At 57.0% G+C, this 12,807-nt stretch carries 10 protein-coding genes; 1 reads left to right on the top strand and 9 read right to left on the bottom strand.

Annotation, left to right across the window (positions count from 1 at the left end; translation table 11 throughout):
• Positions 1-22: 22 nt before the first annotated feature.
• The 6 genes from KP703_RS08355 to KP703_RS08330 form a co-directional block, all read right to left on the bottom strand.
• A complete protein-coding gene (locus KP703_RS08355; RefSeq protein ID WP_215754489.1) occupies positions 23-1,042 on the bottom strand; it encodes an ABC transporter ATP-binding protein in 1,020 nt (339 codons plus the stop codon).
• Positions 1,042-2,214: an ABC transporter ATP-binding protein gene (locus KP703_RS08350; protein WP_215754488.1), complete on the bottom strand. Its 1,173-nt coding sequence runs from the start codon at positions 2,212-2,214 to the stop codon at positions 1,042-1,044. Before KP703_RS08350 ends, KP703_RS08355 begins: the two co-directional genes overlap by 1 nt.
• Positions 2,204-3,178 (bottom strand): ABC transporter permease, encoded by a 975-nt coding sequence (locus KP703_RS08345; protein ID WP_215754487.1) that lies wholly within the window; start codon positions 3,176-3,178, stop codon positions 2,204-2,206. The genes KP703_RS08350 and KP703_RS08345 overlap by 11 nt, the downstream gene beginning before the upstream one ends.
• A 13-nt stretch (positions 3,179-3,191) precedes the next feature.
• Positions 3,192-4,193 (bottom strand): ABC transporter permease, encoded by a 1,002-nt coding sequence (locus KP703_RS08340; RefSeq protein ID WP_062249224.1) that lies wholly within the window; start codon positions 4,191-4,193, stop codon positions 3,192-3,194.
• Positions 4,190-5,914: an ABC transporter substrate-binding protein gene (locus tag KP703_RS08335; RefSeq protein WP_215754486.1), complete on the bottom strand. Its 1,725-nt coding sequence runs from the start codon at positions 5,912-5,914 to the stop codon at positions 4,190-4,192. Before KP703_RS08335 ends, KP703_RS08340 begins: the two co-directional genes overlap by 4 nt.
• A 105-nt stretch (positions 5,915-6,019) precedes the next feature.
• Positions 6,020-7,129 (bottom strand): histidinol-phosphate transaminase, encoded by a 1,110-nt coding sequence (locus tag KP703_RS08330; RefSeq protein WP_215754485.1) that lies wholly within the window; start codon positions 7,127-7,129, stop codon positions 6,020-6,022.
• Positions 7,130-7,338: 209 nt separating this feature from the next.
• Here KP703_RS08330 and KP703_RS08325 point away from each other — a divergent pair, with 209 nt between their 5' ends.
• The gene (locus KP703_RS08325; protein WP_215754484.1) at positions 7,339-9,957 is read left to right on the top strand and encodes a TonB-dependent siderophore receptor; all 2,619 of its coding nucleotides are present in this window, start codon (positions 7,339-7,341) and stop codon (positions 9,955-9,957) included.
• A 116-nt stretch (positions 9,958-10,073) separates the two neighbouring features.
• Here KP703_RS08325 and KP703_RS08320 read toward each other — a convergent pair whose 3' ends face one another.
• From KP703_RS08320 to KP703_RS08310, 3 genes are read right to left on the bottom strand one after another with little or no spacing between them, the layout of a single operon-like run.
• Positions 10,074-11,207, bottom strand: a complete 1,134-nt coding sequence (locus KP703_RS08320) for an acyl-CoA dehydrogenase family protein (RefSeq protein ID WP_215754483.1) — start codon at positions 11,205-11,207, stop codon at positions 10,074-10,076.
• A 12-nt stretch (positions 11,208-11,219) separates the two neighbouring features.
• Entirely contained in the window at positions 11,220-12,164 is a 945-nt protein-coding gene (locus KP703_RS08315) for a glycosyltransferase family 2 protein (RefSeq protein ID WP_215754482.1), read from the bottom strand.
• A 28-nt stretch (positions 12,165-12,192) separates the two neighbouring features.
• Positions 12,193-12,807, bottom strand: coding sequence for an SCO family protein (locus KP703_RS08310; RefSeq protein WP_215754481.1), 615 nt, complete (start codon positions 12,805-12,807; stop codon positions 12,193-12,195).

Genomic DNA, 12,807 nt, shown 5'->3' with positions numbered 1-12,807 from the left:
GCTTTTCTGCATACTGGCCAGCTCACCCTTCTGCCAGTGGAAAATGACACGCGACAGAATGGCTCGGTCCGATCCTGCGCAGGGCAGGCTCTTCTGCCCGGCAGCGGTTTTGCACAAACGGGCAGCGGGTATGAAAGCGGCAGCCTGCAGGCCGTGCCACCGGGCTGGGAATATCGCCACCCAGCGGCGCAGCCCGGATGGCGCCCACCACAGGGCGGGGCACCGCAGCCGTCAGCGCGGCAGAATAAGGGTGCGCGGGGCGGTGCAGTACGGCATCTGTCTCGCCCAGTTCCACTACGGCGCCAAGATACATGACGGCCACGCGGGTGGAAATCTGTCGCACCACTGCGAGATCATGCGCAACAAATACGTAGGTCAGCCCCAGCCGGGCCTGAAGGTCTGCAAACAGATTAACAATCTGCGCCTGCACGGACACATCCAGCGCGGACACGGGCTCATCCGCCACCACCAGCCGAGGCGAGAGCGCCAGCGCACGGGCAATATTTATACGCTGCCTCTGGCCGCCGGAAAATTCGTGCGCATAACGGTCCAGTGCCGCCGCAGGCAGACTGACCAGATCCATCAGTTCATGCAGGCGGGCTGCGATGGTCGCGCGCGAGCGTTTCCGACCGTCCGGGTCGGGATGAACCTTCAGCGGTTCGGCCAGAAGATCCCCAATACGACGGCGTGGATTGAGCGAGGCATAAGAGTCCTGAAACACCATCTGCATCCGCTGGCGGAGCGGGCGCAAAGCGCGTTCACTCAGATGGGTAATGTCCTGTCCTTCAAACAGGATCTGCCCGGACGACACATCCGTCAGGCGCAGCAGGCACCGGCCCAGCGTGGACTTGCCGCAGCCGGATTCTCCAACCAGCCCCAGCACTTCTCCCGGCATGACAGAGAGCGAAATCCCATCAACAGCCTTCAGGGTTTGCCCGCGCGGCAGGTGATAGGTCTTGCGCACGTCCCGGACCTCCAGCAGTGGTCTGGCACTCGCGCTGGAGGGCGCGCTAGTCGCGGAGAAAGCGGCTGACGTGGTCATTAGTGAGGTTCCCCAGCAGCAAATGAGGAAGGGGGAAAACCTGTCGCATCAGCCTCATCGCCAGCCGAAAGCTCGCTGTACGTTAGTCGTGGAGGCAAAGGTGTGCCTTCTGCCGGGAGAACACAGGCGGCAAACTGGACAGGTTGGGTCGATGGGGCGGCCGCAGAGACCTGTGCGGTTGCGTCGTCCTGCGGAGCAGCAAGGGGATCATATCCCGTCGGTACCAGCGGCGGCGGTGGAGCGGGCAGGCAGGTGTCGTGCACATAGGTGCAGCGCGGCGCAAAGGCGCAGCCCGCCGGGCGTTCCAGCGGGGCTGGCGGTGCTCCGGCAATGGCGGGCAGTCGGTGGGGGCGTGGGCCATCCAGCGGCGGGATAGAAGCCAGAAGAGCTGCCGTATAAGGATGGCCGGGGTGGGCAAACAGGGCCTCTGTCGGGCCGGTTTCCGCCACCCGGCCGGAATACAGCACCAGTGTCGTGTCACAGGTTTCGGCCACAACGCCCATGTCATGCGTAATCAGCAGCACGGAGGAACCGTAGGTGCTGCGCAGGGAGCGGATCAGGTCCAGAATTTGCGCCTGCACCGTTACGTCCAGCGCTGTGGTGGGTTCATCGGCAATTAGCAGGGACGGATTGCAGGAGAGCGCCATGGCAATCATGGCGCGTTGCCGCAGGCCCCCGGAAAGCTGATGCGGGTAGCGGTCTGCCGTACGGGCCGGGTCAGGCACGCCCATCTCAGCTAACAGTTCAACCGTCCGGGCGCGGGCCTGTTTGCGGGAGAGGCGCTCATGCGCGCGGATCTGCTCATCAATCTGCCAGCCGATTGTGTAAACCGGCGTAAAAGCCGTCATCGGGTCCTGAAAGATCATGGCAATCTCGCGCCCGCGCAGGCGGCGAAGTTGCTTTTGTGGCATTCCCACCAGCTCTTGCCCCCGGAACAGCGCAGACCCGGTAATCTGCACGCCGGGGCTGTCAATCAACCCCATCAGCGCCATGGCGGTGACGGATTTGCCTGAGCCGGATTCCCCCACCAGCCCGAGAATATCCCTCTCACCCAGCGTGAAGGACACATGCTCCACAATCGGGATCATGCGCCCACGGGAGGGAAAGCTGACGCACAGGTCTCGCACATCCAGTAGCGGAGCGGTCATAGGAGGAGCGGTCTCAGCGGGCATCACGTACCCTCGGGTCCAGGAATAGATAGAGGATGTCCACCACCGCATTGGCCAGCACCACAAACACGGCGGAATACATCACGGTGGCCATAATCAGCGGCAGGTCCAGATTGGTGAGTGCCTGATAGGTTAGCCGCCCCACACCGGGCAGCCCGAACACCACTTCCGTCAACAAAGCGCCGCCGCCCACAAGCTGCGCAAAATCCAGCCCGAACAGGGAGACAAAGGTCACCATCGAGGTGCGCAGGCCGTGGCGCAGCAGAATACGGGTAGGGGAAAGCCCTTTGGCACGTGCCGTGCGCATGAAGTCCTCGCCGGAGAGTGCCACCAGATCCGCCCTTAAGACGCGGCTGTAAATCCCGATGAACATGACGGCCAGAACAATCCACGGAATGACCAGCGCCTTGAACCATCCCCACGAATTTTCCGTCAGCGGCACGTAGCCCAGCCCCGGCACCCATGAGAACAACCATGTGTCATGATACCGGCTCTGGGTGATAAGATTGGCAACCTGCCCCAGCCAGAAAACCGGCATGGAAATGCCGATCAACCCCAGCATCATCAGCCCACGATCAATCCATGTGCCTTTTAGGGCCGCAGCGATGGTGCCCATGGCAATGGACAGCACCACCCAGATAAGAGCCGCTCCACATACCAGAGAAACCGTAACCGGAGCCGCACGGGCAATTTCCGGCACCACAAGCTCACCCCGGTCCACATAAGAGGCGAGGTCCTGCGTGATGAACAGCTTCTTCATCATAGTGGCGTATTGCACAGGCAGAGGGCGGTCGAACCCATATTCCTGCCGTACTTTTTCCATGGTCTGGGGGGAGGCGTTCCGCCCGGCAATACGGGCTGTGGGGTCCGCGCCCGGTGTGGCGAAAAACACCAGAAACACGAGCGCTGAAATTCCGAACAGAACAAACACGGTCTGCCCAAGTCGGCGGAGGAGCGCCATCATCATGCGTCAGCCCTCCTCATGAAGACCGCCGTGCGGCATCACGCACATCAAGCGCATCCCGCAGGCCGTCGCCCAGAATATTCAGTGCCAGCACGACCAGCACAATGGCGAGGCCGGGAGCAATGGCGACCATCGGGCGCGTGTAAATCAGCCCTTCGCCATCCTGAATAATGGTGCCCCATGATGCCGCCGGAGCCTGCACGCCGATAGAGAGAAAAGAAAGTGCACTTTCCGCCAGCAGGGAAAGCGCCATGAGCAACGGCCCCAGCACGACGAGCGTGGTGGTCACGTTCGGCAGAATATCAAACAGCACAATGCGCCAGCGCGGCACGCCAAGGCATCGGGCTGCGGTAACAAACTCCGCCTGCCGCAAGGCCAGAACCCGTCCGCGGATGGGCCGTGCTGCATACGGCACATAGACCAGCGCAATAATGACAATCGGGATCAGCAGACTATCCGCTTCCACGACAAACGGCCCCAGCTTTAACCCCTGACTGACCGTGACAATGGAGAGCGAGATTGCAAACAGATAGACCGGCACGGCCCACATGATATCCATCAGGCGGGACAGAACAGCATCCACCAGCCCACCAAAAAAACCGGCAGCAATGCCAGTGGCAGCGGCCAGTATCAGGCACAGCACGGCGGCGCAGGAGGAAATCAGCAGCGAGTTCCGCCCGCCATACAGCATGCGGGCCGCAACATCCCGCCCCTGACTGTCCGCACCCAGCAGATAGGCCGCATGGCCGGTCGGCCCGATGGGGCTGAGGCCGAGATGCAGCGGATTATCGTTCGGCTGCATGATGTCCACCTCGTGTCCGTCCAGCGTGATGCTGCCGGCGACGTTGGAGGTGAACGGGTCAGTACCAGCAATATCCCGCGCATAAAGCGGAGCCAGCACGCAACTCAGGGTGATGAGCACCAGAACGGCAAGGGCCGCCATGGCCGCGCGGTTGCGTGCAAGGCCACGCATCGCCTGCCGCCAGGGGCCGGGTGGGGGAGGCGCTTCAGCTGTCATCGGACCTGAAGCTGGGAAAGCAGGATTTCATCATTAAGTGTTACGATGGCGTTACGCGTGCGTTTTGACAACAGGCTGACGCGTTTGATCTGCACCAGTGGCACGGCGGGAGCCTGTGCCATCAGGGCGCGGTCAGCCTCAGTCCAGCGCTGCATGCTCTCAGTCGGGCTGGTCAGGGCAGCGGCGGAAGCCTTGTTCATCAGCGCATCTATGTCCGGGTTACAAAAGGCCGACATGTTGGGTGAGTTGTCGGAATGCGGGCGGAAACTGGCGCACGCAAACAGGGTGTGCAGGAACGTGGAGGCGGAGGGGTAATCTGCATTCCATCCTGTCAGGGCAAGCTGCACATGGTTGTCACTGTTCTGCACGTAAGGAAATTGCACAGTCTGCGTCATGCTGCGCACAGAGGCCTCATAACCCAGACTGGCCAGTGTGCTGCGTAATTCCATGGCCATGGCGGCATAGCGCCCTTCCAGTGGCGCGATGATCGTGACTTTCTGCCCCGCCGTGCCACTTTCCTGCACCAGTTTGCGGGCTTCCTCGAGGTCGGGTGCCTGCCACTGTGGGAGCGGATGCGCAGGTGAGGCCCCTTTGGTGTAGGCGCAACCCGGCGCATAACCCGGCGCACCTTGCGGCAGAAGCTGGCAGAGGGGCGTCGCAACGGCAGCACCCCCATGATAGATCACCATGGCATGCCGGTTGATGGCATAGTTCAGCGCCTGCCGTGCCTTGAGCGAATTGAAAGGCGGTATCCGCACATTCAGGGCGGCGTAATAGTAGAGCAGCAGCGTATAAATCTGCACTTGTCCGGCATAGCGGCTACCGACTTCGCCCAGCCGGTCCAGCGGCACATCTTCATACATCCAGTCATACTGGCCATTTTCAATGGCGGTCACTTCGCCTTCCGGGTCCAGCCCGAACGTGACCTGTATGGCGTCCACATATCCAGTGGGCTGCGCATCATGCGCCCATTCCCGGAAATACGGGTTGCGTTCCAGCACCATGCCGGTGGCAGGATCATAGCGTGTCACCCGATACGGTCCGGTGCCCGGAGGGGCCGTGTTCCCGGTATCATGCGGCGGTGTGCTGGCCGGAAGAATGGCAGCATGAAACCAGGCCAGACGGTCCAGAAACTCGGCATCCGGTTGCGTCAGATGAAAGGTGATGGTGCGCGTCGCCGGATCAGTCTCTATGCCGCCAGTCAGTGTGCAGTGCGCGGGGTCATGCAGGCAGGCCTCCGCCCCAACGATATGACTGTAATACGGTCCGGCAGTCGGGCTGCCGACTTTGAAGAGACGCCGGAAAGACGCTGCAACATCCTCTACATTCACAACCTGCCCATTGGAAAAATGGAGATTGGGACGAAGCGTAAACCGATAGGTTCGCCCTCCATCTTCTGGCTGTGGAACCGCTTCTGCCAGATTGGCGATGACGGGTTGCGCTGTGGAGCCTGCAAATTTTGGGAATGCCAGAAGCCCATCATAAACAGGTGTTTCGAGCTCCTTGATGAGAGAAATATAAGAGACCTGCGGGTCCAGCGTGCCCCCGGAATTTTGTGCCGCCAGCCGCAAGGTGCCGCCTGTGTGGGCATTAGAGGGTGGGGCGGCTGAGTGCGGCTCCGGCGCTGTGGTGAGGGTGACTTGTGCAAATGAGGGTGAACCAGAAGCTGCGCACAGAGCAGCCAGCACGCACACCGTATAAAAAGACCGCTTCTGTACCATGTTTCACCTCCACGCACTGGGGAGAGACCTTAAAAGGGCGAGATGTGTCACACAATGCAGAAAGCCGAATGGCTTATAAAAGCTGATTTATACCAGGCCGTTCGTTCAGGCTTTGGGAACATCCTGCAAGGCGGCTGGTAGCGCACGTCCGAACAGCTCCAGCTCTGCAGGTGTCGCCGTCCCAACACGGATCCATGTCTGATAGGCTGGAGCATCAAACACACGGATATCGACGCCTCGTTGTGCCAGAGCTGTTTTCATTTTTTCTGCTGGTCTCTGTGTATTGACGTAAACAAAAGTTCCATGACTTTGAAGGAAAGATAAGCTATTTTTCTGGCAGATATCATAAATCATGTTGCGGCAGGATTTGAGGTAGGCGATGGCTCCGTTCAGATAGGCCTTATCTCCGAGAGATGCCATGGCTGCGGCATAGCCAGCCTGATTACGAGACGTTGTCGTAAGGCTGTAAAGCTGTTTCACACGGTTGGGTTGCGCCAGAATATAGCCAATTCTGAGCCCGGCCAGCCCATAAACTTTGGAAAATGTGCGGGCAACAATCACATCATGCCCCGAATGCACCAGAGATGAGGCGGTCATTAGCTCCGCAGACGGCAAAAGTTCAAAATAGGCCTCATCCACAACAACTGGAACTTTTTTGGAAACATCTTTGCAAAATGAAAGAAGTTTATCATGGTCTAGCATGTTCCCGGTTGGATTGTTGGGGTTGCACAGGTAAACCATTGCCGTCTCGGGCGTGATAGCCTGCCGGAGGGCGTCCAGATCAATCGCATGATTGACGAGAGGCACATATCGCACAGTCACACCCCGGCGCTGAGCGTAATTCAGATGTGTGGCGTAGGTTGGCTGCGGCGCCAGAAGGTGTCCTTTGCGGCCAATGTCGCTGGAAAGAAGGGAGAGTGCATCCAGAGAGCCATTTGATAGAGCGACTTTTTCTCTCTCAAGATTTTCATTCTGACCAATTTTATCACGGAGAGTGTGTTCATCTTCCACATAATAAGGTGCCTCTGGTACGCAGGCCATAATGGCTTTGCGCGCAGCAGGAGAGGGACCAAACGGGTTTTCTGTCACGTTCAGGCGCGCACGGGTTACCGGGGCTGTTTGTGCAGCCAGAAGCGGACTTGTGCGCCCAGCCAAGAGAGCCGGTGCCAGAAGGCTGCCGGCCTGTATCAGAGAGCGTCTGTGAAGATGGAACATGGTTACCCTTTAATAATGAATTATGATTTACATTTAATGTTTTGCTGTTTGTAAGATCTCTTAGCGTATATTTTTATATCTATAAATTAAAATAAGTAGAGAAAATATATAAGTTTGATGATGTCATAATAGTTTCACTTTTTTCGAGTGGGTGCTCTTGATAACAGACGCGTGATTTTTCCATTTTTGATAATGTTCTGGATACACGCATGACACTCAGAAAAGCGTTTCTGGTTTCAACTATTCTGACGTTTGGTCTGATGGCTGAGGAGCCAGTTTCCAACGCCGCGACGGCTGCTGATAAGCAGAAACCAGTGGGCAGCGAGCATGCGAAAAAAGTTGCAGCAAAGCGACCTAAAGCGGCGAATCATCAAGCATCTGAAAAGGCTTCCGGGGCCAATAGCGGAGAAACTCTGATTGTAACCGGGACGCATGCGGTCAATCGGAAGGCACGGCAGAGCACCTCTCCCGTCAGCGTGCTGTCCGCTGCTACGTTGCGCAGGTCCGGGCAAATGAATCTGGCAGATGCGCTGACACGCACCTATGCGTCTATCAATGTCAGCGCCATGGGGAATGATGCTGGAGCTCTGACCTCTGCAATCCGCATGCGTGGTCTCAATCCCAATCAGGTTCTGGTTCTGGTCGATGGGAAGCGTCGGCATACGACCGCCAATATTTATGCGGATGCCGGTCCGTCATTTGGTGCCACGCCAGTAGATCTGAACATGATTCCTGCTGCGTCTATCGACCATATTGAAGTGCTGGAAGATGGTGCCGCAGCTCTTTACGGCTCTGATGCGATTGCAGGTGTGGTTAATATTATCACGCGCAAAACCAACCATGGTCTGAATATGAGTGCGCAGACCGGAGCGAATGCGTACAATGGCGATGGATGGCAGTATCAGACCAGTATTGATGGCGGTCTGTCTCTGGGGGGGGATGGTTATCTGCACCTGAGCGGGCAGGTTTACCATACAGACCACATGGTGCCCTATACGGAAGACCACCGTCTGATGGGGTCTGCTCCCGCCGGGGCTGGGACGGCACTTTATACCGGGTCGGTTTCTGTTCCAAAAAACTCCAATAAAGTGATGAGTACACCAGAAGAAACCCGTGAAAACCTGAGCATTGCCTTTGGTAAAACGCTAACAGAAGGTGTGCAGGGATACGGATTGATTACCTATGCTCACCGGCATGCGGAATCGTATCAGAACTATCGCACCCCTAATACGATGCCAACGATTTATCCGTCCGGATTTTCGCCGCTCGAAACGATTGAGGAAAATGACTACGCCGCAACGCTGGGCCTGAAAGGGGATAATTTCTTCGGTTTTTCCTGGGATCTCAGCACGACCTACGGCGCGGATGAAGATGCAATTGGGGATAAGAACAGTGTTAACGCCGGTATGCTAAGCAGCAAATGTATTCCGCGCAGCACTAATCCCTCCAGTACCAGCGCTTATGTCTCGACAGATGGATGTGGCTGGTCTCCCACCACCACTCGTGCGGAAAGCTATCGCATGGCGCAGTGGACAAATACGCTGGATTTCAGAAGGAATTTCAAGACCGGGTTTACAACGCCTACCACGATTGCCTTTGGAGCCGAGCATCGTCTGGAAACGTATCAGATCAAGGCCGGCACGCCACCGTCTTATGAGGCAGGGGGTATGGCTGGTTATGTTGGTCTTAGCCCACAGAATGCCGGCAACTGGAGCCGCGATATCTGGGCCGGATATCTGGATGGTGATTTCCATCCTCTGAAGAACTGGGATGTCGATTTTGCTGGCCGGTTCGAGCATTATACGGACGTTGGAAACACTGAGAACGGAAAAGTCTCCACTCGGTATGAAATTACGCCACGCATTGCAATCCGGGGTACCATCAGCAACGGTTTCCGTGCACCCACGCTTGCAGAACAGCATTTTAGTTCGATTAACGTGGGGGCGACGACGGTGGCGGGTTTGTTGCCTGTCAGTTCTTCCGCGGCCCGCCTGCTCGGGGCGGCGCCCCTTAAGCCGGAACGTTCCACCAATGCCAGTGGTGGTCTGGTTGTAGAACCTCTGAAAGGTCTGCATGTTGAGGCAGATGTCTATCAGATTAATATTCGTGACCGTATTATTGCCGGTGGCTCTACCAATGGCTCAACAGCGATTGCAGCACTGCAACAGCTTGGCTTTGTGCTGCCTTCCGGTCTCGACCCTAATGCTGTCAGCACCTACTATTTTGCCAATGGGGCCAGCACCCGTACGCAGGGTTTTGACCTGAAAGCGGATTATCTGGTGAGGATGAATCGCTACGGCAATCTTAATCTCTCTGCGTCGCTGGACCTGAACCGCACGCGTTTGAGCCATGTGGCCTCGACCATGGTTAACGGTGTTCCGACGTCTCTGCTCACGGCGGCAACTGCCAGTTACATCACTACGGCGTATCCGCGCAGCAAACTGATCCTGAATGCATTCTGGACCGTTGGAAAATGGGACGTAAACCTGCGTCAGACGCGTTATGGTGAAACCACGACCATGCTGGGCTATCAGGACTGGACGCCCGGTAATGCAATTTGCCAAAATAATGGCAAAGCCCTTCGCTATTCCAACAGTTGCTTTGCTCAGTTCAAAAATACGCCGCGTTGGCTAACTGATCTGGAGGTAGGATATAGCGTCAACCCGCACTGGCATTTTGCGGTGGGTGCCAACAATATTTTCAATATTCGTCCGCGTAAGGTAAACCCGCTGAACAACAACTATGGCGCGCGTATATATGATGCAAACTCTGCCCAGGTTCCGATGACCGGCGGATATTATTATGGCCGTATTGATGCGCACTTCTAAGGTGAAGTGATTGATTCATATTAGAAAAGAGTTGAAAAAACCTGCCATAAACGATCTGTCTATGGCAGGTTTTTGTTTGATGTGATCTTGCGATCTTTTCAGAGTTCGTAGTCTTTTTATGGCTGTTCCAGCCTGACGCGCCCGGCAGCAGTCAGGGCAGTATCAGCCTGCGGTGTGTGAATGCGGGCGCAGAGAACGTCGCGTAAGTGCCGTTCCAGCGGATTGGAACGGCTCAGAGCCGGATTACCGATAGCAGCCACGCCTTTTTCCACACTGCGAATGGCGTTGTCTGTCACCACATGTTTGATCAGATTGGCGTCTGTCGCGCTGCATTGTCCCTGCTCATACCGTGCCAGCCCGTCTGCCAGGAGAGCCCGGTTGGACAACAGCAAGGCTTCAATCTCACCCATCAGAATTTGAAAACGAGGCAGGGAGGCAAGGGGCTTACCCAGATTGGCTGGCACACGAGCATGTAGGAAGGTGACAAGCCAGTCCCGCGCAGATCGCGCCACACCATCATACAGGGCGGCAATCAGCAGCGCATGCCAGAGCGTCAGGTCCTGCCCGGCACCACGCCAGTCTTCCGGCTGCCGTAAATCGACAAGAAAGGTTTCCGGCAGCACCACATTCTCAAAATGAATAGTGTGGCTGCCCGTAGCCCGCATGCCGAGCTGGTCCCATGTGCGCTCTATCCGCACTCCCGGAGCATCCAGTGGCACCAGAACATGGCCTGTGCGCGGGGTTTCCTCATCGGTCGCGGCCCACACAATACCCCAGCGCAGAGCCGTGGACCCTGTGGAGTAGATCTTACAGCCATTCAGCACCCACTGCCCGTCTTTCTGGCTGACGCGTGTGGCCGGAATCCCGCCGCGCGAGGGTGTGCCAAGGTCCGGCTCCACGCGCAGGGCGTTGAGAAGAGCGCCGTCCTGCACAGCGGCTTCCGAGACCATGCGGCGCACGTCTTCCGGCCAGCGCGGGTCTGCCGCAATGCTGGCATGGTGCAGGCATTGCATGGCCAGAATAAGGGTGGTGGATGGGTCTCCCTGCGCCAGTGTGCCGATAAGGGGTAGTATGTCTCCCAGTCCCTTCCCTCCGCCGCCATAACGGGGTGAAACGGTCAGTGCCAGTAGGCCGGCTTTGTGCAAGTCTGCCAGATTATCCGTAGCAATCTCGCCCGATTGGTCAGAGGTGGCTGCCCGACTGGAAAAACGACTTACAAGGTCAGATAAGATGGAAAGGGACTGTGGCATGCTGTCTCTGTTTCAAGGGCGGCTGCAGGATCGGATATGATCACGGAGAAGGCCCATCAGGACATTATCTCCGCCTTGCTTGTACCAGGAGTGGTAGGTGCGCCAGTGTTCTCCAACGTAATCAGGCTGTTTGCTGGCTTGTAAAGCATTAAAGCCATTCACAATTTTTTTCTGAATCTGTTCTTTGGACCGCATAGGAAAATGCAGAATACAAAAGCCAGCTGCAACCATGATGCGGATTGCAGAGGCAGGCTGATTGAACTGTTCCACAAAGTGGTTGCCAGTAACCGGACTTAACCCTTGCCGTAACCGGTAAGCAACTTTGGTGACCCGCACTTTCATTGTCGGCCAAACCGCGACCTGCGTGTCGCCCAATGTCGGGCCAAACGGAACAGGCTGGCCCGCTGGGGATACAAGCGCAGCCTGCGCCCAATGGAAAACAAGCATGGAAATCGTAGGGTCTTCCAGCATGGCGTTGAATGTTTCAGCGCTCTGGTCTGCATTCCGGGTGCAGCAGGTTATTAATTCATCCGCATCAACAAAAAATACCCACTCAACCGGTATTTCATCATGTTCCAGATAGAGCAGCATAAACTGCTCCAGAGCCTTCATTTTTGATGCCTGATAATAGGCGACCTGATAATCAAGCGCGCAGAAGACACCAGCATCCGGGTGATCTTTCCGGAACTGCATGATGATGTCTGTTGTGCCGTCTGTGCTGTTATTATCGAGAATAAAAAAGCGGCGGAAACCCAATTGGTAATGGTGGCGTAAATTCTGGCCGATCATATCGGCTTCGTCTTTAACCAGAATGAAAAGTGCTGCCTTGCTCAGGGCTGGCACGGTAACGTGTGAGGAAATCTGCCAGTCCGGACCGCCCCGCAGGGTGTTGAACGCTGTAGCGGCCTGTTCGCTCATGTCATCAGGAAGGCCGGTCAGAACTGGATGGTCACTCATGGTGTCAGTCTTTCTTGGATAGGAGAGATTACTGGCCCGGGTTCATGAGTTTCTTCAGAGCATCCGTCATGGCGTCTGCGCTCAGATTGGCGTCAACTGTGCCAACGTAGCGGGCGTTGGGGTCCATCACCACAAAGCGAGGGGACATGCGCATGGCATACGTCCATTCCGGGTCGGGCAGTTTTTCAACTGTGGTGTGGTATTCCTTAGCCAGATCCGCCAGCGGGCCGGGGGCGGCGGTGCCGGCGACCACACGGGGGCTGATGCTCTGACCATACAGGCGCAGGCGTTCGGCATCATCACGGTCCGGGTCAAGGCTGACAAAAATAATCACGGCCTTCCGCTTGCCGGGGTCAGTCTTGTCCAGCGCTGCGGACATGTTGGTCAGTGCCGGAGTGCAGGCATCGTCTGCACAATGGGTCGCGCCAAACAGCACCATCATCCAGCGGCCGCGGAAGGTCTGGTCCGTCATGGTGCCGGTGGTTGCGTCCATCAGGCGGAAGGACCCGCCAACCTCATTGCCATACGTATCCAGCGTCGGGCCATAGCGCAGGGCAACGCGTGTGCCCACATAGCCGGTCACGCTGGCAACAACCAGAACGCCAGCCGCAATCAATGCAAATCGTTTTTCACTTGGTGTCAT

Source organism: Acetobacter sp. P5B1, assembly GCF_018811985.1.
Classification (GTDB): domain Bacteria; phylum Pseudomonadota; class Alphaproteobacteria; order Acetobacterales; family Acetobacteraceae; genus Acetobacter; species Acetobacter cerevisiae.
The sequence above is the reverse complement of the archived record's forward strand: the minus strand, read 5'-3'. Positions and strand labels throughout refer to the sequence as shown.

Coding starts and splice junctions, on each gene's coding strand:
- KP703_RS08355 (WP_215754489.1), bottom strand. CDS start 1,042: ATGACCACGTCAGCCGCTTTCTCCGCGACTAGCGCGCCCTCCAGCGCG.
- KP703_RS08350 (WP_215754488.1), bottom strand. CDS start 2,214: ATGCCCGCTGAGACCGCTCCTCCTATGACCGCTCCGCTACTGGATGTG.
- KP703_RS08345 (WP_215754487.1), bottom strand. CDS start 3,178: ATGATGATGGCGCTCCTCCGCCGACTTGGGCAGACCGTGTTTGTTCTG.
- KP703_RS08340 (WP_062249224.1), bottom strand. CDS start 4,193: ATGACAGCTGAAGCGCCTCCCCCACCCGGCCCCTGGCGGCAGGCGATG.
- KP703_RS08335 (WP_215754486.1), bottom strand. CDS start 5,914: ATGGTACAGAAGCGGTCTTTTTATACGGTGTGCGTGCTGGCTGCTCTG.
- KP703_RS08330 (WP_215754485.1), bottom strand. CDS start 7,129: ATGTTCCATCTTCACAGACGCTCTCTGATACAGGCCGGCAGCCTTCTG.
- KP703_RS08325 (WP_215754484.1), top strand. CDS start 7,339: ATGACACTCAGAAAAGCGTTTCTGGTTTCAACTATTCTGACGTTTGGT.
- KP703_RS08320 (WP_215754483.1), bottom strand. CDS start 11,207: ATGCCACAGTCCCTTTCCATCTTATCTGACCTTGTAAGTCGTTTTTCC.
- KP703_RS08315 (WP_215754482.1), bottom strand. CDS start 12,164: ATGAGTGACCATCCAGTTCTGACCGGCCTTCCTGATGACATGAGCGAA.
- KP703_RS08310 (WP_215754481.1), bottom strand. CDS start 12,807: ATGACACCAAGTGAAAAACGATTTGCATTGATTGCGGCTGGCGTTCTG.